The organism is Actinomadura gamaensis (assembly GCF_042652125.1).
Lineage (GTDB): Bacteria > Actinomycetota > Actinomycetes > Streptosporangiales > Streptosporangiaceae > Spirillospora > Spirillospora gamaensis.
Map to the genome: position 1 here is coordinate 151,296 of NZ_JBHSIT010000014.1, position 22,917 is coordinate 174,212.

20 protein-coding genes and 1 CRISPR repeat array are annotated in these 22,917 nt (G+C 68.3%); of the genes, 11 read left to right on the forward strand and 9 right to left on the reverse strand.

Annotated elements, in window-relative coordinates; all coding sequences use genetic code 11:
* Position 1: 1 nt before the first annotated feature.
* From fxlM to ACFPCY_RS37155, 3 genes are all read right to left on the reverse strand, one after another.
* Complete coding sequence (gene fxlM, locus ACFPCY_RS37145; protein ID WP_378263435.1) at positions 2-1,240, reverse strand: methyltransferase, FxLD system; 1,239 nt, start codon at positions 1,238-1,240, stop codon at positions 2-4.
* Between the two features lie 203 nt (positions 1,241-1,443).
* Entirely contained in the window at positions 1,444-2,286 is an 843-nt protein-coding gene (locus tag ACFPCY_RS37150) for a Scr1 family TA system antitoxin-like transcriptional regulator (RefSeq protein ID WP_378263437.1), read from the reverse strand.
* 9 nt (positions 2,287-2,295) lie between these two features.
* Positions 2,296-2,799: a DUF6879 family protein gene (locus ACFPCY_RS37155; RefSeq protein WP_378263439.1), complete on the reverse strand. Its 504-nt coding sequence runs from the start codon at positions 2,797-2,799 to the stop codon at positions 2,296-2,298.
* A 1,208-nt stretch (positions 2,800-4,007) separates the two neighbouring features.
* Between ACFPCY_RS37155 and cas3 the strand changes: the two genes are divergently transcribed.
* From cas3 to ACFPCY_RS37195, 8 genes are all read left to right on the forward strand, one after another.
* On the forward strand, positions 4,008-6,245 hold the full coding sequence (cas3, locus tag ACFPCY_RS37160) for a CRISPR-associated helicase Cas3' (protein ID WP_378263441.1): 2,238 nt from the start codon (positions 4,008-4,010) through the stop codon (positions 6,243-6,245).
* Positions 6,246-7,067: 822 nt separating this feature from the next.
* Positions 7,068-7,721, forward strand: a complete 654-nt coding sequence (gene cas5c, locus ACFPCY_RS37165; RefSeq protein ID WP_378263614.1) for a type I-C CRISPR-associated protein Cas5c — start codon at positions 7,068-7,070, stop codon at positions 7,719-7,721.
* A 4-nt stretch (positions 7,722-7,725) separates the two neighbouring features.
* Positions 7,726-9,501 (forward strand): type I-C CRISPR-associated protein Cas8c/Csd1, encoded by a 1,776-nt coding sequence (gene cas8c / locus ACFPCY_RS37170; RefSeq protein WP_378263443.1) that lies wholly within the window; start codon positions 7,726-7,728, stop codon positions 9,499-9,501.
* Positions 9,502-9,520: 19 nt separating this feature from the next.
* Positions 9,521-10,393: a type I-C CRISPR-associated protein Cas7/Csd2 gene (gene cas7c / locus ACFPCY_RS37175; protein ID WP_378263445.1), complete on the forward strand. Its 873-nt coding sequence runs from the start codon at positions 9,521-9,523 to the stop codon at positions 10,391-10,393.
* The gene (gene cas4, locus ACFPCY_RS37180; RefSeq protein WP_378263447.1) at positions 10,390-11,040 is read left to right on the forward strand and encodes a CRISPR-associated protein Cas4; all 651 of its coding nucleotides are present in this window, start codon (positions 10,390-10,392) and stop codon (positions 11,038-11,040) included. The genes cas7c and cas4 overlap by 4 nt, the downstream gene beginning before the upstream one ends.
* Entirely contained in the window at positions 11,033-12,058 is a 1,026-nt protein-coding gene (cas1c, locus tag ACFPCY_RS37185) for a type I-C CRISPR-associated endonuclease Cas1c (protein ID WP_378263449.1), read from the forward strand. Before cas4 ends, cas1c begins: the two co-directional genes overlap by 8 nt.
* On the forward strand, positions 12,058-12,348 hold the full coding sequence (gene cas2, locus ACFPCY_RS37190) for a CRISPR-associated endonuclease Cas2 (RefSeq protein WP_378263452.1): 291 nt from the start codon (positions 12,058-12,060) through the stop codon (positions 12,346-12,348). Before cas1c ends, cas2 begins: the two co-directional genes overlap by 1 nt.
* Before the next feature lie 143 nt (positions 12,349-12,491).
* A complete protein-coding gene (locus ACFPCY_RS37195; RefSeq protein WP_378263454.1) occupies positions 12,492-12,800 on the forward strand; it encodes a recombinase family protein in 309 nt (102 codons plus the stop codon).
* A gap of 241 nt (positions 12,801-13,041) precedes the next feature.
* Here the strand turns inward: ACFPCY_RS37195 and ACFPCY_RS37200 are convergent, their stop codons facing one another.
* The 3 genes from ACFPCY_RS37200 to ACFPCY_RS37210 all read right to left on the reverse strand — a co-directional run bounded on the left by ACFPCY_RS37200 (position 13,042) and on the right by ACFPCY_RS37210 (position 13,930).
* Positions 13,042-13,356 (reverse strand): YidB family protein, encoded by a 315-nt coding sequence (locus tag ACFPCY_RS37200; RefSeq protein WP_378263456.1) that lies wholly within the window; start codon positions 13,354-13,356, stop codon positions 13,042-13,044.
* Positions 13,337-13,504, reverse strand: a complete 168-nt coding sequence (locus tag ACFPCY_RS37205) for a hypothetical protein (protein WP_378263458.1) — start codon at positions 13,502-13,504, stop codon at positions 13,337-13,339. The genes ACFPCY_RS37200 and ACFPCY_RS37205 overlap by 20 nt, the downstream gene beginning before the upstream one ends.
* Before the next feature lie 141 nt (positions 13,505-13,645).
* Complete coding sequence (locus tag ACFPCY_RS37210) at positions 13,646-13,930, reverse strand: hypothetical protein (protein WP_378263460.1); 285 nt, start codon at positions 13,928-13,930, stop codon at positions 13,646-13,648.
* Positions 13,931-14,402: 472 nt separating this feature from the next.
* On the opposite strand from ACFPCY_RS37210, the gene ACFPCY_RS37215 reads away from it, so the two are divergent.
* The 3 genes from ACFPCY_RS37215 to ACFPCY_RS37225 all read left to right on the forward strand — a co-directional run bounded on the left by ACFPCY_RS37215 (position 14,403) and on the right by ACFPCY_RS37225 (position 17,453).
* Positions 14,403-15,050: a recombinase family protein gene (locus ACFPCY_RS37215; RefSeq protein WP_378263462.1), complete on the forward strand. Its 648-nt coding sequence runs from the start codon at positions 14,403-14,405 to the stop codon at positions 15,048-15,050.
* 39 nt (positions 15,051-15,089) lie between these two features.
* Positions 15,090-16,577, forward strand: a complete 1,488-nt coding sequence (locus ACFPCY_RS37220; protein ID WP_378263464.1) for a Mu transposase C-terminal domain-containing protein — start codon at positions 15,090-15,092, stop codon at positions 16,575-16,577.
* A 78-nt stretch (positions 16,578-16,655) separates the two neighbouring features.
* Positions 16,656-17,453 carry an AAA family ATPase gene (locus ACFPCY_RS37225; RefSeq protein WP_378263466.1) on the forward strand — a complete coding sequence of 266 codons (798 nt, stop codon included), beginning with the start codon at positions 16,656-16,658 and terminating at the stop codon, positions 17,451-17,453.
* Positions 17,454-17,519: 66 nt separating this feature from the next.
* Positions 17,520-18,292: a CRISPR direct-repeat array (repeat unit 37 nt; unit sequence GTTGCGATCCTCGCCCGTCCCGGAGGGCGGGCGCCAC).
* Between the two features lie 755 nt (positions 18,293-19,047).
* Here the strand turns inward: ACFPCY_RS37225 and ACFPCY_RS37230 are convergent.
* The 3 genes from ACFPCY_RS37230 to ACFPCY_RS37240 form a co-directional block, all read right to left on the reverse strand.
* Complete coding sequence (locus ACFPCY_RS37230; RefSeq protein ID WP_378263468.1) at positions 19,048-19,716, reverse strand: IS701 family transposase; 669 nt, start codon at positions 19,714-19,716, stop codon at positions 19,048-19,050.
* 100 nt (positions 19,717-19,816) lie between these two features.
* Positions 19,817-22,549 (reverse strand): class IV lanthionine synthetase LanL, encoded by a 2,733-nt coding sequence (lanL, locus tag ACFPCY_RS37235; protein ID WP_378263470.1) that lies wholly within the window; start codon positions 22,547-22,549, stop codon positions 19,817-19,819.
* 79 nt (positions 22,550-22,628) lie between these two features.
* Positions 22,629-22,832, reverse strand: a complete 204-nt coding sequence (locus ACFPCY_RS37240; protein WP_378263472.1) for a hypothetical protein — start codon at positions 22,830-22,832, stop codon at positions 22,629-22,631.
* Between the last annotated feature and the right edge of the window lie 85 nt (positions 22,833-22,917).

A 22,917-nucleotide genomic window follows, 5' to 3' on the forward strand; every position in this document is an offset into this window, starting at 1 on the left:
CTCAGGCAGTTCCCTTCTGTTCGGGAGTGGGAGTGAAGGTCAGGACCAGGCGGCTGTGCCGCTTGTCCAAAACCGTCCCGTCCGGCAACTCGCCGTCGGGAGTCTGTGCCGGGAAGACGCGCAGCACCGGCGGCGGGCCACCCGCCTCCACCCACGCGCGCATGGGCGCGACCATCCGCCCGGCCGCGGCCTCACGGTCGGGCCCGTGCGCGATCGCGCCCAGGTCGAACCGCCGGTCACGCCAGCGCAGCGCCGACCGGTAGACCAACGCGCCGGTCTCCAACGCGGCCGGGGTGGCGAACCGCCACGACGGCGCGACCAGGCCGGATTCGACAGCCGCCTGCTGCGCGGTGAGCACGACGAACTGGCTGCCCTCACCCGACAGGCGGGTCGCCAGCCACAGGTCAAGGTCGGCCAGCACGGTGCGAGGCGGCAGGTCAAGCCCGGCCCACGCCTGGTGGCCGGGCTGGGAGAGCAGGTCCGCGACCAGCGCCGCATCGAGCTGCTGGTTCTCGTCCAGCCGCAGATGGACGCCGTCGGCGACATCGACGTACCGCATTCGGTGCGCGCCGTCGCCCTGGACGGAGACGAATCCGCACTGCCGGTGACTCTGGCTGACCAGCGCCCGGCCCGCGCGGCGCAACGCCCACGAACGCGTCAACCCGAACGTGCGCAGCGGCACCACCAGCACGCCGTCGTCGGTGAGCTGGTCCCGCCAGGCGGGCGGGATGTCCCATGCCCCGGCCGTGACGATGATCAGGTCAAAGCGCCGCCCCGGTGCGAGCGGGTGCTCGGCGTCCGCGCACACCACCGTGACCCGCCGGTAGCCCGCCGCCGCCAGGCACGTTGCGGCCCGGCCGGTCACCTCCGGGTCGATATCGACCGTCGTCACCGAGCCCGTCGACCCGACGAGTTCGGCCAGCAGCGAGGCGTTGTACCCGCCGGACCCGATCTCCAGCACGTGACGGCCCTCCAGACCGTCCAGCGCCTCCACCGCCTGCCCGAGCATCTCGGCGATCAGGAACGGAGCCGACACCGAACTGAGGCCCTCCCCATCGCGCCGCTTGGTGACGATCGCGGTGTTCTCGTACGCCTCCTCCACGGCCACGCCCGGCGCGTACAGCTCCCGGGGAACCCTCCGCAACGCCGCCTCCACCTCGGGACGGAGCGTGCGGCCCTGGGATTTGTGGTCGGCGATCAGCCGGTCGACCATCCGGTGACGCAGGCTTTCGCTCTCCACGGTCCCGATGCTCGTCACGGTGATCCCCCAAGGATGTGGCTGGTCGTAGCGCGCCCCGCCGCGGCCGACTGGCTCATGCGGCCTGGGCTGGCCGACTGGGTCCGCAGTGGGAAGTGGCTCAGCTCGGACGCTTGAGCCGGTGAAATCGACCCTGACTCACCGCGCTCGTCGACGGCCAGGAGATTCCACGAAATTCCACAAACTCAGCGGAGCCGCTGGCGAGCCGCCTCGATCAGCTCCCGCGCGGGATCCCCGTAAACGGCCATCCGGCGGAGGTCGTCGAACACCCTCAGGTAGAAGTCGATCTGCTCGCGGCGGCGTGTCTCGATCGCCACCGTCCACACATCGGCGCGGACCAGCCGCTCATCGAAGATGTAGAACCCTTCCTTGGACACGATCCGCCGATCCGCCAGCGGCGGGATGATCCCGAACGCCACATGCGGCATCCGCGTCACCTGGACCAGGAAGTCCAGCTGAGCGTCCATCGCCTCGGCCCCGCCGTGCCCGATGTCCAGCACCCCGGCCTCGATCACGAAGTGGTAGGCGTTGCGGCCCGTCGGCCGCAGCAGCAGCGCCTGCCGCGCCAGCTTCGCCCGCGCCGCCGGACGGGCCTCCTCCACCGGACGCCCGTAGAGCCGCGCAACCGTCTCGATCGCAGCCGCCGCCACGTCCTCGGTGTACAGCAGGCCCGGAATCGCCGTCGACTCATACACCCGCAGCAGCGACGTCGCCGCATACACATCGGTGTTCTGCGACTGGATATGGACCAGACCGGCCCGCAACTCCCGGCGATGCTCCCGCCACAACCGCGCAACTTCCCGCCGGACCGCGATCAGCTCCGGCACCTGCCAGGAAGCCGAACACGCCGCCGCCCACGCCCGGATGTCGGCTTCCTTGATGTTCTGCACGCCGTTCTCGATCCGCGACACCTTCTGCGGACTGAACCCGGTCACGGCTGCAAGCTGGCGACCGTTCAGGCCGGCGTCCAGACGCATGTCCCGCAACCGGACGCCGAGCGCCTCCCGGGCCGCCTTGGGATCGGTCATCGTCGTCGCTCAGGCAGCGCGGTATTCCTCGTGCGGGACGGCGACGCTCCATGCCGCCTCAAAAGCCTCCCGGCAGCGCGCCACCAGCGCCTGGTCGCTGTCCCACTGCTGACCGGCCGGGTTGTCGTCCCCGTCGTGGACGTTGAACATGACGGCCTTTCCGTCCAGGACGAACATGTCGTTGCCCGGCAACAGCAGGCCAGAGGCGAGACGGCGAGGAAGCCAGCGAATGTCCTCACCGGCCTCCACCAGCAGCGACGCCACATCGTAGGCACCGCGCATGTACGCCGACGGCGGCTCGGAGATCGTCTTGATCCGACGCAGATCGACACCCGCTTCGACCTTCGCGCGCGTGGCCGCCACCGCCGGCGCCATCGACGCGACAACCTCATCCCGGCTCAGCTGGCGGCGCGCAGCATCCACCCCGTACCGGTCACGCAGCTCCAGCTTCCACACGCTCGCGCACGCGCCGGCATACAGCTCCTCACGGCGCTCAGCCGAGATCCACTCCATGCTTCTCCCTCGCATACGCCCGGACGAAGTTGTCCACCAGGTCCTCCCCGACTTCCACGCCAGCCTCCGTCGGGGATGCCTTGTGAAGCTGGGCACGGGTGTGCGGATCGTCCCGCAACTCGCCCTGCCACACCCACGTCCCCCGCTGCGTCCGATGCACCGCCGGACACGTCGTCGCCGTGTCCGACCCATCTCCCCCGCAATAGAAGGACAACATGATCTTCCCGTCGCCGCCGGAGGGTTCCACCAGATTCCACCTTTCAGTCGGCCAACCCGACCATCACCCGGCCCCCGGACGCAGTCAACAGCCCGACACACGAACCTGACCCCTATAGGCGCACGGACCATCTGGATGGGCGCCACCGACGTCCACCGCTCCCTCGAAGCGCTCCGTGCCGAGTTACCACCCTCGCCCGTCCTGAAGGGCGGGCGCCACGCCGTGCCCGGTGTCGGCACGTTCGTGTCGTTGTCGAAATTGCGATCCTCGCTCGCCCCGGAGGGTGAGCGCCACCCCCGCCGCCCGGATTCTCCCCCGCCGCCGCCCTTGAGGTTGCGATCCTCGCTCGCCCCGGAGGGTGAGCGCCACGGTACATGAACAGGAAGGATGACGGAGAGCTAGCGATCGACCCCATCCCCCAACTCATGCCTTCCTGTACAAACTATCCCAAAGCACCTGGGAACCTCCCAGGGATTCGATGGGCACTAGAGGTTCCGAAGCAGCACGGTCCTCATCGGACAGCGAACCAGAGCTGAGGGCTGAGCCGAGACTCGTTGATCAAATCCTGAGCGCGCCTGGCACTCGCACCCCGGGTGTTTCGTCTTCATGGGGCGCGATGACCAGGATGAGGAGCACCGCCCTGGCCGCATCTGTAATGAACTTTGGGGAGCGTCCTGGCTAGGGCCAGCGATCACCCACCGTAGCGCTTGACGCCGAGGCGCAGCGCCTCTCGTACCAGGCTGCTATTGCCTCACCAACGACGGCGGCGCGTGACTGTGATGGCGACCTCGATGATGATCAGCATGGACTCCGTGTAGCCGCGTCCGGCGGCATGTAATGGTGACGACGTCAACGGAATTCGCGGGCCGCTGCGATCGAGTAGGCGGGATGTCAGTGCGAAGTGCGACGCTGCTATTTGTCGTGGGCGGGCCGTCCCGTTGGTCAGGGAATGGATCGCGTGGTGTCTTCAAGCTCAGGGGATGTGGGTTGCATGGATGAACTCTTCGCGCATAGCCCGAACGCTGACTCGGTGTGGCACCCGCTCGCCGACCATCTGCGGGGAACAGCAGGGCGTGCCGCTGGGTTCGCCGAGGAGTTCGGTGCTGCGGAGATCGCGCGGTACCTGGCGATGGTGCATGACGTCGGGAAGGGGAGTTGTCTCTGGCAAGAGGGACTGAAGACGGCCAGCCGCACGGGAGGCCGGGTGGGTATCGATCACAAACGCGCGGGCGCTCGCCTGGCCAGCGAGCACGGCTTGGCGGATCTCGCGGCGGTCGTGCTCGGGCATCATGGCGGGCTTCCGAACAAGGAGAAGTTCCGTGCTGAGCTCCGGCTTTCCAGAGGGAAGGGCCGCGCCCCGGTCGAGGAGGCGATCAAGCGCGTTTCGGCGATAGTGCCGGAGATCTTGCCGGCGCACCCCCCGCGGTGGCCGGCGTGGGTCGAAGGAGCCACGCCCCTTGAGGTCGACATGCTGGTGCGACTGGTCTTCAGCTGTGTCGTGGACGCCGACTACCTGGACACCAGCGAGCACTTCTCCATCGGTGAGCAGTCCCCCGTGACGCGCTGGACTGCTGCTGAGCTAATCGAACGGTTCGAACGTGGACGGCGTTCCTACCTCTCGAAGCGTCGTGGTGGCCCGTCGCCGATCGACCAAGTGCGGCAGCGGGTATACGACGAGGCGGTGACTGCCGCCGTCGGCGAGCAGGGCATCTACCGGCTGTCGGCGCCTACTGGGGCGGCCAAGACTTTGGCGTCTACGGCCTTCGCCTTGCGCCACGCCCGCGCTCACGGCCTCCAGCGCGTGGTCATGGCGGTCCCGTTCATCTCGATTACCGATCAGAACGCCGCTGTACTCCGCGAGGTCCTCGGGCACAGTGACGCCGACCCGGTCGTCCTCGAGCATCACAGCGGTGTTGATCTGGACGATGAATCCAAAGGTCACGATGACACCGAAAGGAAGAAGAAGCCTAAGACGGGCGCGCCCGCACGGTGGCGGCAGCTCGCCTCGGAGAACTGGGACGCACCGTTCGTAGTCACGACGACCGTTCGGCTGTTCGAGTCGTTGTTTGACCGTCGCCCTGCCGCGATGCGACGGGTCCATCGGCTGACCAAGTCGGTCATCGTGCTGGACGAGGTCCAGGCGCTTCCCGACCGGTTGCTCATTCCCATCCTGTCCGGGTTGCGGACGCTGACCGAACGGTTCGGTGCAACGGTCCTGCTGACCTCGGCGACCCAGCCGGCGTTTTGGCAGCTGAGCCCGTTCCGTGGCGTGCCAATGCGCGAGGTGATCACTGATCCGGAGCGGCTCTATGCGGACTTGCGGCGGGTGGATTACGAGTACCGGTCCAGGGCGACGACGGCTGAGATGCTCGCCGACGAGCTTGCGGGCAAGAATCAGGCTTTGGCGATCGTGAACACCACCGCGCAAGCACAGGAACTGCATCGCCTCGTCCAGGAGCGTCGGCCTGCCGGGCTCGGGCCGGTGCTCCACCTATCGACTCGGATGGTCGCGGTGCACAGGAAGAAGGTTCTCAAAGAGATCATCGACCTGATCAAGGACCAGAAGCCGACCTTGGTGGTATCGACGCAGTTGGTCGAGGCGGGCGTCGATCTTGATTTCCCGCTGGTCTACCGGGCGAAGGCTCCGGCGGACTCCGTGCAGCAGGCGGCTGGCCGCTGCAACAGGAACGGGAGGTTGGCGCGCGGGAGGGTCGTGATTTTCGATCTGGAGGACGATACCGGAGCCTCACGTGTCTACGGAGCGGCGTTGGCGGCTAGTGACGCCTACATTGGAGCCGGGCTGGCGATGCCTGACGACTCGGCCGCGCTCGCCGCCTACTACAAGGACCGCTATTCCCTGGAGAACGTAGAGGGCCTGGGAGAAGTGATCGAGCGGTCCCGTCGGCGGCTTGATTTCCCTGATGTTGCGGCGCGTTTCAACATGGTGGAGGAGTTCACGACCTCGGTACTCGTGCCCTATGGGCCTGAGGAGAAACAAGCCGAGATCATGGACGCGGTGGCGCAGATCCGACGTTGCCCCCGGGCAGCCGGCGGGCTTCTCCGCGATCTGCGCCCGTACATGGCCACTCTCACGAAGCGAACCGCGGACCAGGGTCTCGACCGTGGGCTCGCCGAGCCCGTCATCGGGGATCTCATCCTCTGGGACGCCGATGCCTACGACGCTGACCGCGGGATCACCCTCGAGGATGATGAGATGTACGTCTTCTGATTCCCGGGCCGATCACCGCGTGTGCCGTGTTCCATCATGGCAGCGCTTCACGCAGAGCACGCATACACACGCTGATGCAGCGCATGGGGTTACGACCAGCAACGCCAGCACGGTGACGGCCAGGTGAGGCGAGCAGCACATCAGACGCGCCCGCGTCGCTCGAGCTCCTGCCAGAGATGATCTTCGGTGGAGCGTTTTGGGCCTCCGCATTTGTGCGCACGGACAAGCCCTATCGTGGCGTCGACAGTTGCTGGCACTCGATCGGCGGTGTCGTCCGGTTGGCATGGCGTTCCTCCCTGACTGGCCCGGCACGCCACAGGATCTATCAAGATCTCTTCGCCGGGCAGGGTTAAACGAAAACCGGTCTAGCTCACCGTGCCGTACCTTCTCCTACGAAAGAAGCAGGGCCAGAGCGTCGATCTTGTCAGCCGGATGTTCTGGGCCAACCCTCGGCGGAGTAGTAACTCTCTGATGGAGGATGAGGAGCCCGTCGCCTCTGCCGGAGAGCCTAAGAACGATCTTGTCCGTCAACTTCTGCCCTATCGGGCAGCGGCAGTCCTGTCCGGCAGGATTTGCCTGGCGCCCGTTTTGAGCGGGCGAGGGTCGCAATGCTCGCAGGAGCAGGTATCGGCTCCGGTGCGCCAGATGGCCGCTTCGCTGGTGTGATGATCGATCGTCCGGCGAAGCGGCCTCTTCTGGCTTTGGACGGAATTCTGTCGGAGGCCTCCGGTACGTTCCCCTCCATCGTCTGACGTTGTTGTCGGGAGGGTGCGGGCCATGGGCAGTCGGGGAGGTCGGCATCATGCTCCGCCGCCGTTGGCGGTGGAGCTTGAGGGGCCGTTGGCATGCTTCACGAGGCCGGAGTTCAAGACTGAACGGCTGAGTTATCCGGTGATGACCCCGTCGGCAGCCAAAGGGATCCTGGAAGCGATCTTCTGGAAGCCGCAGTTCCAGTATCAGATCCAACGGATCGAAGTCCTCAAACCGGTCAAATGGTTTCATGTACGGCGTAACGAGGTCGAGTCGATGCTGACGCTCGACTGGGTGCGTCGGGCGATGGCCGACAAGACCGTCCGATTCGACGTCGAGGAGTTCCGTGACCAGCGGAACATGGTCTGTCTCCGCGACGTCGCCTACCGGATCTTCGCTCAGGTCAAGATGGCGCCCGAGGCCGACGGCACCGACGCCAAGTACCGGGACATGTTCCGCCGACGGGTGGAGCGCGGCGCCAGCTACTCGCACCCGTTCCTCGGGACGCGTGAGTTCTCGGTCAGCCGATTCGGCAAGCCGTCCGGTCGTCCGCCGTGGCGGGGCAGCGAGAAGATCGGCGCGATGCTGCACAGCATCGAGTACTCCGAATCGGGCGAGTCCTACACCTGGTTCGACGCCCAGCTGAAGAACGGAGTGCTGGAGATCCCCCGGGAAGGGATCCGGCTTCCTTCCGCTGCCGTCGGCGCCGGACGGCAAGGCAGGTGACCGCATGCTGTTGAAGCTGCTGGTCGATCAGGCCCGGCATCGCCCGGACCTTCCGCCGCCGTACTTCCGGGAGCGGGCGGTTCGCTGGGCGGTTCAGATCAACAAGGACGGCGTTCCCACGCCACCGTGTCTGATCTCGCTCGCCGACGGCAAGAAGTCGCCAGGTGTGGTGATGCCGACCCCGTACGTCTACCGGTCGGGGCAGAAACCGCCGCCGTTCCTGCTGGTGGACACACTTCAGTTCGTCTGTGCGATGCCCAAGGACGACTCGGACAAGGCCGAGGCGGAGGCCATCCGGCGCAACGACGAGTACCTCAAGCTGGTCCGCCGCTGGTGTGACTCGGCACCCGATGACCCCCGGGCCCAGGCGGTTCGGGCGTTCTTCGAGCGCGAGGAGCATCTGCGCCTCGACCTGGGCGAGGCCGGCCCCACCGACACCGTCGCATTCCGGCTCAGTGGCGACGACGTGGCCTATGTCCACCGGTCCGACTCGGCCGTGGCCTACTGGCAGCAGATCGTCAGGGAGCGGAAGAGTTCGGGCGGTAAGCAGGGCATCTGCCTGTCGTGTGGTGCGCCAGGAGCGCTGCTGGACACCATTCCAGAGCCGATCCGAGGCGGCGCGATCCCGGTCGCCAAGGGACGCGCCGGCGACGCCCAGCTGATCTCGATCAACAAACAGGCGCAAGGGCGCTCGGGAATCACCCAACTCACCAACACGCCGATCTGTGATGGCTGCGGCCAAGGCGTGGCCGTCCTGAACTCCCTGCTCGCCGACGACGAGCACCGCCACCGTCTTCGAGATTCGGTCACCGTCTGGTGGACGAAAGAACCGGAAGACATCCCGATCAACAAATCGATCAAGGATGCCGACCCCACCGACATCCGCCTCATCCACACCGCCGCGCAGAAGTACGACGATGTGACCGACCTCGACGAGATCGACACCAACCTCTACTACGCCGTGACACTGTCGGCCAACCAGGGACGCGTCGTCCTTCGGGACTGGATCAACGCGCCGCTGCCGCGTGTGCTGCGCAGCGTTGAGGCCTGGTTCCGCGACCACCAGGTGTTCGACCCATGGAAAGGGATCACGCGCAACCTCCCGCTGTGGCAGATCGCCCGATCATGTGGGCGCTGGGACCGCGAGCGGAAGGTCTACGTCAACGGGTCTGAACCGCTGACCGCCGAGCAGGAGCTCCTCACCGTCGCACTGCGGGGCGTCTCGAACGACCGCCTGCTCGCTCCGCCGCCGTGGCTGCTGTCACACCTGCTTCAACGTATCGGCGCGGACGCCCGGATCGACCTTCCGCGCGTCGCGCTCCTCCACCTCTTCTTGGCTCGATTGCCGAAGGAAACCGCCATGAGTGAATCCACGCCCGAAGCCGAAGACGCCGCCCGCGTCTGGGGCCGGGTGTTCGCCCTGCTGGAAGCGATCCAGCGCCGCGCCATCCCGGACCTCAACACCTCCCTACAGGACCGCCACTTCCGGGCGGCGATGACCCGGCCCCAGCCGGTCTTCGTCCGCCTGTCCAGCGGCGCCCTCGCGCACCTGCGCAAGCTCAAGCACAGTAAGGACGAGAAGGCCAAGAGAGCCGGTTGGGCGATGGAGGCCCGGTTGCACACGCTGATCGACCAGCTCCCCCCTGAAGGGCCGCCTTCGACGTTCAACCTGGAGCAGCAGGCCCGGTTCGTATGTGGCTACCACGCCCAGTGCGCCGCCGACATCGCTGCCCGTGCCGCAGGTGGCGGCTCTGGCGACGCAGATGGCACCGACTCCTGATTTGAAAGGCCAATCCTCCATGACCACCGCTGATGCCTACCTCGATCCCACGCGTAAGCACGATTTCGTCATGCTGTTCGACGTCAAGGACGGCAATCCCAACGGGGACCCTGACGCCGGCGGCACTCCCCGCGTCGACCCCGAGACCGGTGAGGGCCTGGTCACCGACGTCGCCCTCAAACGGAAGATCCGCAACGTCGTCAGCCTGGTCAAGGAGGGCGTCCCTGGCTACGACATCTACGTCGAGGCCGGAGTCTCACTCAACTCCCAGCACGAGCGCGCCTACACCGAACTCGACCTGGACCCCAAGGACAACGCTTCGGTCGGGCGCGCGCAGCAGTGGATGTGCCAGACCTTCTTCGACGTCCGTACCTTCGGCGCGGTGATGTCGACAGGCACCAAGAAGGCAGGGCGTGTCCAGGGCCCGGTGCAGCTCACCTTTGCGCGTTCGGTCGCGCCGGTCTTCACCCAGGAGCACGGCATCACCCGGGTGACACAGACGCGCACTGCCGACATCGAAGGGGGGCAGACCACTGAAATGGGCAGCAAGCACACCGTGCCCTACGGCCTCTACCGCGCCCACGGCCACTTCAGCGCCCCACTCGCCGCCAAAACCGGCGTCACTTCCGACGACCTCGCCACCCTCTGGCGGGCGATCACTCTCATGTTCGAGCACGACCGCGCCTCCACACGCGGCGAGATGGCCTTGCGCCGCCTGTATGTGTTCACCCACGGCGACGCCTTCGGAACTGTGCCTGCCCACAGCCTGTTTGACCTGGTCACCGTCGTCCCGAACACCCACGGGCCTGCCCGCAACCACCAGGACTTCACGATCAAGATCGAGGAGGACGGCGTTCCGGACGGCGTCACTCTCACCCGGATCGTCGAATGATCCCGAGCGCGGACCAGATACCGGTTCCGCTGTCCGCGCTCGAACACTACGCCTACTGCCCACGCCAGGCCGGACTCATCCTGCTGGAAGAGGGCTACGCCGACGACGTCAACACCGTCCGTGGGACGCTGCTGCACCAACGCGTCCACGAACCCGCGGAGGAAACCCGGCCCGGCGTCCGTACGTTGCGGGCTCTGCCGGTCTGGCACGACGGATTCGGGTTGAACGGCGTCTGTGATGTCGTCGAGCTGCTGGATGACGGGTCGGTCGTCCCGGTCGAGCACAAGTCCGGGCCCTACAAGCCGGACAGCCCCGCCGACCTTCAGGTGGCGGGGCAGGCGATGTGCTTGGAGGAACGCTTCGGGTGCGCGGTGCCGCTCGGCTACATCTATTCCGGGGCCGACCGGCGCCGTCATCCGGTCGCGATCGATCCCGCACTCAGAGCGCGGGTGATCGAGTTCGCCGCGGCGGTACGGACCGTCCTCACCGAAACGACCTTGCCGGGGCCGGTCGCCGACAAACGCTGCCGAGGCTGCTCGATGAACGCGCTGTGCATGCCGCGCCTACTCGCCGACCACACGCGCTACCAGCGGCAACTCGACCTTAGGTTCCGTCCGGCACCCGAGAACGAGGGCTGGGATGACTGAGCTGCTCAACACCCTCTACGTCCAGACCCCGGGCACGTCCCTCTACCTGGAAGGCGACAGCGTCCGCGTGGTCCTGCCCGAGGACGGCCAGCGCCGCACCCTGCCGCTGCGCCGCCTCCAGGAGATCGTCGCGTTCGGCAACATCCAGTTCAGCTCCCACCTGCTGACCCGCTGCGCCGAAGACGGCCGCCCCGTGGTCTGGATGTCGGCCGGCGGCCGCTTCCTCAGCCGCCTGGACGGCCCGACCCGCGGCAACGTCCTGCTCCGCCACGCCCAACACCTCGCCCACGCCAACCCCGACACCGCCCTCGATATCGCCCGCGCCATGCTGGCCGGCAAGCTCCAAAACAGCCGCCAGCTCCTGCTGCGCGGCGCCCGCGACAACCCAGAGCACGCCGACAAGATCCGCATCAGCGCCGACGCGATCGCCGACGCCATCCCGGCCCTCACCACCGTCCCCGACCTGGACACGCTGCGTGGCATTGAAGGCAACGCCGCCCGCAGCTACTTCGGAGCCTTCGCGCTGCTCATCCGGCCCGGCCTGGACATCGCGCCCTTCCCCGGACGCGTCAAACGCCCACCCACCGACCCGACCAACGCGCTGCTGTCCTTCCTCTACGGACTGACACGCTCAGCCGTCCACGGCTCCGCCGAACAAGTCGGCCTCGACCCCTACATCGGTTTCCTCCACGGCCTGCGCCCCGGCAAACCCGCCCTCGCGCTGGACCTCATGGAAGAACTCCGCGCCCCGATCACCGACCGGCTCGCCCTCACCCTGCTCAACCGCCGACAACTGCGCGCCGAACACTTCGAAACCCTCCCGGGCGGCGCCGTTCAACTCACCGAGGACGGCCGCAAGAAGACCCTCACCGAATGGCAGGACTGGAAGAAACGCGACTGGCCCCACCGCCTGCTAGGCCGCCGCGTCCCCGCGGCGCTGCTGCCGTCCGTCCAGTCCCGCATCCTCGCCCGCCACCTCCGCGGCGAACTCCCCGCTTACATGCCCTGGATGATCTAGTGGAACTCCTGCTCACCTACGACGTCAGCACCATCACCCCCGCAGGCAGAGGCCGCCTCCGCAAAGTCGCCAAACTCTGCGAGGGCTACGGCATGCGCGTCCAGAAATCCGTCTTCGAAATCGTCTGCACCGAACCCGAACTCCTCACCCTCATCGACAAGATCCAAAGAACCATCGACGACGACGAAGACAGCATCCGCATCTACAAAATCCCCAAGGGCTCCTTCCGCACCGTCCAAATGCTCGGCACCGCCCGCCCCCTCCCCCACGACGACGCCCTGATCATGTAACGCCACCGTGGGCAATCCGCAGGCGAGCCCCAAGAGGCCTCCTGGCTGACAATCCTCTTTCACCCCGCACCTCTCGGCGAACGTGCGCCAGCGTTGATGCGAATAGGCCGTTGTAGCCCCAGCCCATGTTGCGATCCTCGCCTGTGATCTGCAACGTTCGGTGGCGGGGAATCTGCAACGTTCGTTGTCGAGGAGGGGTCGGGTTCACCTCGCTGCACGAGAACCTCGACACCACCATCCCCGGTGGACGCCTGGTCTTCCACGTGTTCGCCGTCCTGGCCGAGTTCATCCGCGAGCTCATCGTGGCCGGCACCTGCGAGGGCCTGGCCGCCGCCAAAGCCCGCGGCCGGGTCGGCGGACGGCCCACCGTCGTCGACGCCGACCCGCTCCGCCAGGCCCGCGACCTGCTGCCCAACCCGACAACTCCATCGTCAGCATCGCCCGGCTGCTGAAGGTCTCCCCGGGCACCCTGTACAACCACATCCCCGACCTGCGCGAACTACGCGCCGCCGGAACTGCCGAACGCGCGGCGGGCGAGGCGTGGACCGGCCCACCCGACCAGCCCACCCGACCAGCCCGCCGAGCACCGGGCCCCGGGGACAGCACCGAGTGGGCGCGCCGCCGCCGGGTGCCTGGCGGCGGCGGGGACGTGTGGGAGTTCACCGAGCGTCTCGCCACCGCCATCGGCCTGCGCTAGAGGTTCTGGAGCCGCTTGTGGACCTCGGCGTCGTCGGGAAGTTCGCCGCCGGGCGTCACCGCGTCGGCGGCCGCGGGCAGTTCGGCGGCGAGCCGGTCGGCGAACTCGGTCACGCTCATCCCGGCCTCGGCGGCCGCGGCCTGCAGTTCGTCGGAGTCCATCGCCGTGCGCAACTGCTCGCCGGTGATGGGCTCGTTGTCGGTGGTGGCGCTGACCCACGTTCCCACCTGGTCGGCCAACCCGTTGTCGGCCAGCTCCAGCAGCAGCTCGCCGACATCGACGGCCAGGCCCTCAGAAGCGTCCGACGTCACTGGCGCCTCCCTCGGCGGCGGCCTTGTCGGCCAGCCCCTTCAACATCTTGCGGATCTGCTCCAGGCTGGGGCCTGACCGGCCCCCGCCGATCCTCCTCTTGCGTTCGCGCCTCTTCTTCAAACTCTCCTCGACGCTGGTGGCTCCCACCGGCCAACTCCTCTCGTGCGATCCGCGGTCGTGCCTCACCCACCAGCACTACCCAACGCAGTCAACTGAACACACACAAAGGGTGGCGTCGAGACGATCTCCCAGAGCGCCGGTGTCGGGGCTCAGGTCACCTGGCCCGGCTCAGGCGGCCCGGCAGCCGCGGCCGTCCACCGTCCCGTGGTGGGAGTGGGAGTGCTCGCACCGGTAGGTGTGCTCGGAGGAGTCGCGCTGGCTGATCAAGACGTTGACCCAGTACTCGTCCGCCCAGGGCGTGCAGTGCCTGCCCTGCACCTTGCCGGCGTCGAGCTGGCCGACCTCCTGGCAGACGTAGTGCCGGCCGGCCGCGGCGTTGGCCGTGGCGGGCGCGGCGGTCAGGGCCGCAGCGGCGGCCGCGGCGGCCGCGGCGAGGGCGAGGGTCTTGCGCATGCTGGCTCTCCTTCGGGTCGGTGTTCGGGTGCTACTTCTGGCCGTTCCCACCCACCACCAGATAACTACAGAAAGTAATTTAAAGAACTCGTTCTGTGCATGGTGCTGTCGCTGTGGGTAGTGCTCGACTACGCAAGGCGAGTTTCGATGTGGGAACGAAGATCATGAGGATCGGTACCGCGCTGGCCGGGCCCTCCGGCAGCATCACCGTGGGCGCCGCCGTCCCCGCCACCCTCCACGTCCGCATCCACTAGGGAGCGGGGCGCCGGTCACCGCCCCTGCAAGCCCTCGCTTGCGGCCGGTGACACGTCGATTAGCGGCACCGGGCACCTCTCGAATCCATGCTTTCGAGAGGTGCCCCGGCCGGGCGTGCGGCGGGGACGCTCCGCAGGTCGGCCACTCTCGTAAGTTGGTCTCGGAAGTGGTTCTCGTAACCCTTGTTACGGCGTCAGCTTTCGCTAGCGTGGTGGTCGTGGACTTCGGCTATGCCCGGGTCAGCACCACCGCTCAAGATCTCACCCGGCAGATCGACACCCTCAAGGGCGCAGGCGTTCCCGAGGAACTCATCTGGTCCGATCGGCGTACCGGGGCCACGGTCGCCCGCGACGGCCTGGAGGACCTGCTGCGCCGCGTGCCGCCGCACGCCGGTCACCGGGTCACCGTTGTGACCTTGGACCGGCTGGGGCGCAACATGCGCGAGTGCCTCAACCTGGCCCACGAGCTGACCGAGCAGGGGATCGGCCTGCGGACGCTCAAGGACCAGATCCCGGTGGACACCAGCGTGCCCGGTCCGGGTGCGGACATGGCCATCGCGCTGCTGGCGATGTTCGCGCAGATGGAGCGGACCTACATGCTGGAACGGGTGGCCAGTGCCCGGGCCGCCAAGGAAGCCCGCGGTCTGTCGGCCGGGCGGCCGCCCAAGCTGACCGCTCAGCAACGCGCGGCGGCCGCCGCGATGGTCGCCTCTGGTGTGAAGCATGCGGATGTCGCTGCGGGGTTCGGCGTCGCCCAGTCCACCTTGTACCGGGTCCTGGCCCAGCTGCGCGAGGAGGCCCAGGCCGCGTTGCTCGATGACGACCCGGCCGACGGGGATGAGGCCGCGTCCCCCGAGGTCGGCTGACCGCTCCCCGGGTCGGCCGGTCGCGGTTACCGTGAAGCCATGACGGTCGGAGCCGGCGCGGGGGCGGAGCCGTCGGCGCCGCTGGCCCGGCTGACGGCGGCCGCGCGGGAGGAAGCCGTGCGGCGGTTCGGAATCTTGCGGCCGCATCTGGAGGAGGGCGTCTCGCTGTCCGAGGTCGCCCGCACGGGCGAGGTCTCGGTCCGGACGGCTGAGCGGTGGGCGGCACGCTACCGCCGGGGCGGCCTGGCGGCGCTGGCTCCGCGGCCCCGCAAGGACGTCGACCGGCGGCGGATGCCCGAGGAACTCCAGCTGGTGATCGAGGCCCTGGCGCTGCGCACGCCGCGGCTCAGCGCGGCGGCGGTGCACCGGCGGGTCCAGGAGCTGGCGCCCGAGCACGGCTGGCCGGTTCCCAGCTATCGCACGGTGGTCAACGTGATCGCGGCCCTCGATCCGGCGCTGACGTGCCTGGCCCACCAGGGCCGCAAGCGGTACGCCGACGTCTTCGAGCTGATCGGCCGCCGGGAGGTGGACGCGCCGAACGCCAGCTGGCAGGCCGACCACACCGAGCTGGACTTCTACGTCCTGACCGAGGACGGCACCCCGGCCCGGCCGTGGCTGACGCTGATCATCGACGAGTACTCCCGGGCGGTCGCCGCGCACCGGCTGAGTCTGGAGGCGCCCAGCGCCCTCGGCACCGCCTTGACGCTGCGACGGGCGATCTGGCGCAAGAGCGACCCGCACTGGCAGATCTGCGGGATACCCGCGGTCTTCTACACCGACCACGGCTCCGACTTCACCTCCAAGCACATGGAACAGGTCGCCGCCGACCTGAAGATCCGCCTGGTGTGCTCCCTGCCCGGTCAGCCGCGCGGCCGCGGAAAGATCGAGCGGCTGTTCGCCACCGTGCATCAGATGTGCCTGTCGCCGCTGCCCGGCTACGCACCCGCTGGCCTGCCCGACCGCGCCGGTCGGGCCCGGCTGAGCCTGACCGGGCTCGACGAGGCCCTGTCCGCCTGGATCCTGGACGACTACCACCGGCGCATCCACCCCGAGACCCGTCAGCCGCCGGCCGCCCGCTGGGCCCAAGGCGGGTTCCTGCCGCAGATGCCGGACTCCCTGGAACAGCTGGACCTGCTGCTGCTCACCGTGGCCAAGCCCCGCAAGGTCCACCCCGACGGCATCCACGCGTTCGGGCTGCGCTACCTGGACCCCACGCTCGCCGCGTTCGTCGGAGAAAGCGTCGTCATCCGATACGACCCCCGCGACCTGGCCGAGCTGCGGATCTTCCACCGCGGCACCTTCATCTGCCGGGCCATCTGCCCCGAGCTGGCCGGCACCACCGTCAGCATGCGGGAGATCAGCGCGGCCCGCCGCGCCCGCCGCCGTCAGCTCACCCGCGACCTGGCCGAACGCGCCACCCTGGTCGACCAGCTCCTCGCCCACCGCACCGGCCTTCCCGCGCCTACTCGCGAGCCCGCCCCACCGGCACCCGCGCCGCGCCGGCTGAAGACCTACACCGAGGAGTAGCCGAGCATGGCCCGTCCCCGCCCGCGCTCCAACCCCAACCGGAAAGCCGTGCGGCGCGGGTCAAGCCCCACTGCGCCGATGCCGAACCTGATCTCCACCAAGGAGCACCGCAGGTTCTGCGAGTTCGCCGACACCGTGCGGACCTCCCGCTACATCGGCCTGTGCTACGGCCCCGCCGGCGTCGGCAAAACCCTGTCGGCCCACTCCTACGCGCGCTGGCCCGAACAACGCCCCCTGCTGGAGATGCCCCACGCCCTGGCCGACTGGTTCCACGTCGGCGCCAACCGGCCCGACTGGCACACCGTGCTCTACACCCCGCTGATCAACACCCCGCCCGGCCGGGCCCTCACCGAGCTGACCGACCTGACCAACCGGCACGCCATGGTCCGCGCCCGCGACATCGACGACCCCAAACGCCAGACCAACCTCCACGGCGCCAGCCTCTACACCGAACTGGTCATCATCGACGAGTCCGAACGCCTCACCACCCGCGCCGTCGAGCAGGTCCGCGACTTCTACGACCGCAGCAGCCTGGGCCTGATCCTCATCGGCATGCCCGGCATCGAAAAGCGCCTGGCCCGCTACCCCCAGCTCTACAGCCGGATCGGCTTCGTCCACCACTACCGCACCCTGGCCGCCGACGAACTCGCCACCGTCCTGACCACGGCCTTCGCCCGCCTGGGACTGGACATCCCCGACGCCACCACCACCGAGGCCATCGCCGCGATCAACCGCACCACCGCAGGCAACTTCCGGCTGGTCACCAGGCTCCTGGAACAAGCCGAACGGGTGATGAAACTCAACGACGGCGTCGACCGGATCACCACAGAGGTCATCGACGCCGCCCGTGACGCCCTGGTCGTCGGCATCAGCTGATCGCCGTTGCAGCCTGCGACGAAGGCGACAACGAACGTTGCAGATTCCCCGCCACCGAACGTTGCAGATCACATCCTCGCCTGTCCCGGAGGGCGGGCGCCACAAGGGACACTCTCAAAACTCTCAAAATGCAGGTCGGTTGCGATCCTCGCCCGTCCCGGAGGGCGGGCGCCACCCGCAGTACGAGGCTCAAATCCGCTGGCTCCAGCAGGTTGCGATCCTCGCCCGTCCCGGAGGGCGGGCGCCACCCCGGGACCCCGCTCGGGTCCGGCACTCCAAGGAGGTTGCGATCCTCGCCCGTCCCGGAGGGCGGGCGCCACGTTTCGACTGCTCGGGCCTCTCGGAGTATGCGTGGTAGTTGCGATCCTCGCCCGTCCCGGAGGGCGGGCGCCACGTCCCGGTCCGGTCCAGCGGGACGCCGGTCCGGACGTTGCGATCCTCGCCCGTCCCGGAGGGCGGGCGCCACCACGGGGCGTCCACCAGCCACAGGACGCGCTGCAGGAAGGGTTGCGATCCTCGCCCGTCCCGGAGGGCGGGCGCCACCCACCGCCCCGCCGCCCGAGCACGACGGCACCATCTGGTTGCGATCCTCGCCCGTCCCGGAGGGCGGGCGCCACCCCGGCCCGCGCCCCGTACAGGTCCTTGGCCAGGGTGTTGCGATCCTCGCCCGTCCCGGAGGGCGGGCGCCACATCAGGATCGAGGATTTCGTGATGTTGCTGGAGAGCGCGTTGCGATCCTCGCCCGTCCCGGAGGGCGGGCGCCACCCACGCTGTCCGTGGCCGTGGTGTTCCTGTTTCTGGTGTTGCGATCCTCGCCCGTCCCGGAGGGCGGGCGCCACGGTAATTGAACAGGGATAACAGCGCTGAGTCATCGACCGATGTCGGCACTGCTCCGGGCGTTCATGCACAAACTATCCCAGAAGTACTTCGGAACCTCCCGGGGATTCCATGGCCACCGGAGGTTCCGAAGCAACTTTCAGGCGGGCATCTTCATCCAGCGAACGTCAGGCGGGCTGCAGTGGCTCCCCCTCTGGGGGCCGGCGTTCCTGCACCATCGGCATGGCAACGAGGTGAAAGTGGATCTCGTGATCATTAACCCGGACATTTAGGCCGCTGTCACCGGTCACGGCCGCCGGCGGCACCCGCACAACGAACACCAACCTCGCCAAGGGGCCCGCTCGCACCCACCAGGCTGCTCGGTGGTTGCTCGGCGGCTCCGGAACGGCGCGTCACTGGTCGGCTGAGGCTGACACGCATATGCAAGCCGGACAGGACAGACCGACACGCCACACCAGCGTTTATACTTGCCCAACCCAGTGTTTCGCGGCTTTTAATCCGTAGGTTGTGGGTTCGAGTCCCACGCGACCCACCACGCCTGACCTGCGCAAACGCAGCCGCCACCGCGTTCGCCCAGCATCCTTTCGCCCCACTTTGTCCCCGTGGTCGCTCCATGCCTGCTCGTCGGCGAGTCCTGGGCTCGACCACTTCAGCTTCGCCCGTCATGGAGAGCCCCGTGCAGCAAGAGGCCTAGTCCCCGTGGCCTCTCCTTACCTCGTAAGCAGACGCATCGCCGGTTGTCCGCGCGAGCACCTCCTTATGATCTTGACTTAGAACGCGGGCCCGGAATCGTTGATCGAACACCAACGGGCGGACGGTGTTCGGCAGCGGTGTGCTGATCGGCGACCACCAGCGGCGGAGTCATCCCCCAATCGGTGAGCTCATCGATCAGGTCCAGGGCGATCTGCTGTTTGGTGCGGTGGCCCACGTCGTCGGGCACTCCTGCCGCGCTGCAGCGGGCGCGGTCGGCAGGCCAGCCGCGCGGCAGGAACAGCCGCCGGTGCAGCGGAGAGGAACCCCGCGCCGAGACCGCGTGGATCGACACCGCGACCTGGCAAAGGTGCCGGCCCCGGTCCCCGCGGTGCTGGAAGGCCGCCCCGGCGGTGTGCTCACCGAACCGGACGAAAGGATGGTCATCGATGAGCCAGGCCGCAGGCCGCACCACTCGCCCGGCGCGCAGGGCGACACGGCGCATCACGTCCCTGTAGTCCCAGGGAGACTGCGCGACGAAGTGCCCCAGGTTCTGCCGGGCCACACCGAGCCGCCGGGCCATCGGCTCCACCGACTTGCGTTTGCCGTCCAGCATGAGCCCACGCAGGTACTGCCGCCCATGATGGCGCTGTCCCGCGTAAAGAAGATAGGCGAAGACGTCAGAGGTGAACTCGACCAGATCATCGTCGAGCTCCGCCACTTCCTTCATGTCCATGCCCCAGCGTGCCGCCGACAACCAAGACGATCCACCCACCCACCAAGGTTGCGGACCATGACCAAGCCCTGTGAAACCGTGGAGACATCGAGATTGATGGTCATGCCGTGCTCGTTTCGCCGTGAGATCTCGTCAGTTTTCCTGAGGAGGCGGTAGTGGGGTTTGAGGTCCAGGGCCGGATGGTGGTGGGTTGGTGGAGTCGGCGGAGGAAGGTCAGGATTCCGCTGGATCCGGTGCCCCAGGCGGCACTGGTTGCGGTGAGGCTGTTGTCTGGGTATTCGGGCTGGTCGGGCGTGCCTCCGCAGCGGGCGGTCATGAGGCGCAGGACGTAGTGGGCCTGCTGAAGATGGGTGTCGTCGCCGGTGGCGGCGGCCAGATCGACGAACAGTTCGCCGATCGAGGCGGATCCGCAGCATTGGGTGACGATGTGCATGCGGGGCACCATGTGCAGGCTTGCGGTGGCCGCCTGAAGCGCGGCAGCCCTGCACGCGTCGTCGCCGAGGGCGGTCGCGGCGTGCAGGAGGGATGTGCCGATCCCGGCCAGGCCCTGGCACCAGGAGGCACTCATCGGACGCGCGGCGGGCCGGGTGATGGCGGTGAGTAGTTCGGGCAGCCGCCGCAGCAGCGCGGTGTAGTGCTCGTCGATCGCCGGAAGGACGGTCGGGTCGCCGGTGGCGGCATGGTGGGCGAGCAGGAACGAGGCGATCCCGGCGCGTCCGTGGGCGTAGCCGAGCCCGACGACCACGGCGGCGGGCGGGGTGACCGTTTCGGCGACCGGCTCCCGGAAGTCGCCGACCGTCAGGCGCCGGGCGCACTCGGCGGCGACCCGCAGATGGGCGTCGTCGCCGGTGAGGGCGGACAGAGCGAGGTGACCGGTGCCGATTCCCGCCAGCCCGGTCGCGAAGTCACCGATTTCGATCTCGGACAGCCGGTCTGGGTCGGGCGGGGTGATCGCCTGGACGGCGTCAAGCAGGGCGTCGTCGCCGAGCCGTCGAGCGGCGGAGGCGAGGAAGAGCGCGGTGCCGGTCCGTCCGAACAGCAGGCCAGGCGGAGACGACCGAAGGATCGGGGAGCTTGCGGCGTGCCGGGCCATCTCAAGGACGAGCGTTCGGACGTCGGTACCACTGTCGAGGTGGTGCAACAGTTCGGTTCCCGGTCCGGCGACGCCCTGCCAAGCGTCGGTGCGCACAGGAGTGCCGGTGGACTCGCGCAGCATCCTCTCGGCGTGCCGGACGGTGCTGTGCAAGGTCGCGCCCAGCAGATGCTTGGACCGATCCTCAGGATCCGCCGGTAGTGGCCGCCGCTCAGAAGCGCGTGAACTCGTTCGGGCGGCCGGGGCCGCGGGGCGGCCGTGGCGCAGGGTGTCGAAGGCGGCGGCGCGGGCGGCGCGGGCGGCGTCGAGTAGTCCGGGCAGGTGGTCGAGGGTGGGGCCTCCGTCGGGGTAGGCGCAGGCGAGGGCGGCGAGAGACTGCCGGGCGTTGCGCGCCTCGTCTTGATGGATCATCACCGGGTCGCTGCCGATCGCGGCGTAGTACAGCGTCGCACCGAGAGCGAAGTAGTCGTCCTCGACCTGGGCGGGGCGGTTGCGGCGCTGTCCTGGGGCCGAGTAGCCGCGGGTGTAGCCCTGCCGCTGGTGGCCATCGAGGCGAGCGATCTCGAAGTCGACCAGCCAGACGCCTCCGGAATCGTCCAGCACCACGTTCTTGGGCGACAGGTCACGCACGATCACACCGCGCTCGTGGACCCGGTTCAGCAGCTCCGCCAGCCGCCCGGCCAAGCGGCCCAGTCCGCGCTCGCCGAGGGTCTGTTCGGCCGGACCGTCCAGGTAGACGCCGTGGTCGACGACGTCTTGAAACAGGTTGCGGCAGCCCACGCTCGCCAGCACCAGGAACTCGTCCTGCCCGAGTTGGAAGTGATCCACCACACCCGGAACCCCGGGGAACGGGTCCAGCGCCTCAAGGACGCGCCGCTCGTGGCGCAGGTTTGCCCGGCAGTCGGTGTCCGCGTCGTCCCCGCCGACGTAGGCGTGGGCCTCCTTGATGAACACGGCGTCGCCGGTGTGGAGATCCCTCCCGCGGTAGATGCGCCCCCGCGCGGAGTTCTGCACACCGCTGACCAGCTCATAACGGTCTGCCAGCACCACCCGCCGCGCCCCGTCCGGACTCGGGTACGAGCCGTCTAGGAGAATCGGCGTTTCCGAACAAGCCCCTGCCCCGCCGCCTTTGAAGGGAGCAGGGGCCGGTTCGAAGGGGTCGCGTTCCCAGGGTGGGCAGGCGAAGTAGCGGCCGGCCGCTCCGGGGAACTCCTCACCCTCCGGACCGGTCACCACCAGCATGGGCCGACCATTGACGTCCACGGAGTACCGCGGCGCGAAAGGGCCGTATCGGTAGTAGACCGGACTGTCCGGGCGCAGACGGCGGTCACTGCGCACCGGTGGCGCCTCCATCCCAGCCAGCGCCTCGCCCAGATCCCGCGCCACTTCGCGGAAGATCCCCGCCTCCGGATAGACGGTGATGGCCTTGCCCACAGAGGTCACAGAGGCGTTGGGGGCGTTGAGCGCCGCCAGCGACGGAAGGTCCTTGACGACCTTGAACGCGCAGCCGTGCCGCTCGAGCACGGGCACCGCGCGGCGCAGCGTCTCTCGCAGAGTGCCCGGACGCGCCGCGACGTGCAGCTTCCAGCCCTGTGTCGCGTCGAGGGGGCGTGGTGGCCACGCCAGAATCCAGGTATTCGTGGGCTCCAGCCGCCAGTCGTCCCTGGCAAGGAGCCCGGTCACCTCGTCGATCAGCGACTCGTCGGCCGCCGGACGCGTCGTCTCCACGTTCCCCCGCAACGATTGCCCCGCTGTCGCCCGTCAGGGGGCCGCCACGTGGTGGCGGCCCCCTGACGGGATCACTGTTCCGACCCTCTGCTCAGGAGTCGCACAAGTAGGTGTTCCCCCAGGTGCAGGTGGCCGAGGTCGCCCGTTCGCAAGCAATGGTCATCCCCGTGAAACAGGTCTGGTCGCAGGCCTGCGGCCCGTGCTGCACGACCTGGTCGGCATCATCGAAGAACCCCGTGTCCAGGTCACCCACCGACGCCCCGGCGACCCGCGGCTCCAGCGTCATCACACTCATCTGGCACTCCCTCCCGTTCCAGCCACGCCAGACGCGGCCTTCCACATGGAACAAATACCCGCAACTACTGTGCGTAACGCATCGG

Coding starts and splice junctions, on each gene's coding strand:
- ACFPCY_RS37150 (WP_378263437.1), bottom strand. CDS start 2,286: ATGACCGATCCCAAGGCGGCCCGGGAGGCGCTCGGCGTCCGGTTGCGG.
- ACFPCY_RS37155 (WP_378263439.1), bottom strand. CDS start 2,799: ATGGAGTGGATCTCGGCTGAGCGCCGTGAGGAGCTGTATGCCGGCGCG.
- cas3 (WP_378263441.1), top strand. CDS start 4,008: ATGGATGAACTCTTCGCGCATAGCCCGAACGCTGACTCGGTGTGGCAC.
- cas8c (WP_378263443.1), top strand. CDS start 7,726: ATGCTGTTGAAGCTGCTGGTCGATCAGGCCCGGCATCGCCCGGACCTT.
- cas7c (WP_378263445.1), top strand. CDS start 9,521: ATGACCACCGCTGATGCCTACCTCGATCCCACGCGTAAGCACGATTTC.
- cas4 (WP_378263447.1), top strand. CDS start 10,390: ATGATCCCGAGCGCGGACCAGATACCGGTTCCGCTGTCCGCGCTCGAA.
- cas1c (WP_378263449.1), top strand. CDS start 11,033: ATGACTGAGCTGCTCAACACCCTCTACGTCCAGACCCCGGGCACGTCC.
- ACFPCY_RS37210 (WP_378263460.1), bottom strand. CDS start 13,930: ATGCGCAAGACCCTCGCCCTCGCCGCGGCCGCCGCGGCCGCCGCTGCG.
- ACFPCY_RS37220 (WP_378263464.1), top strand. CDS start 15,090: ATGACGGTCGGAGCCGGCGCGGGGGCGGAGCCGTCGGCGCCGCTGGCC.
- ACFPCY_RS37225 (WP_378263466.1), top strand. CDS start 16,656: ATGCCGAACCTGATCTCCACCAAGGAGCACCGCAGGTTCTGCGAGTTC.
- ACFPCY_RS37230 (WP_378263468.1), bottom strand. CDS start 19,716: ATGGACATGAAGGAAGTGGCGGAGCTCGACGATGATCTGGTCGAGTTC.
- ACFPCY_RS37240 (WP_378263472.1), bottom strand. CDS start 22,832: ATGAGTGTGATGACGCTGGAGCCGCGGGTCGCCGGGGCGTCGGTGGGT.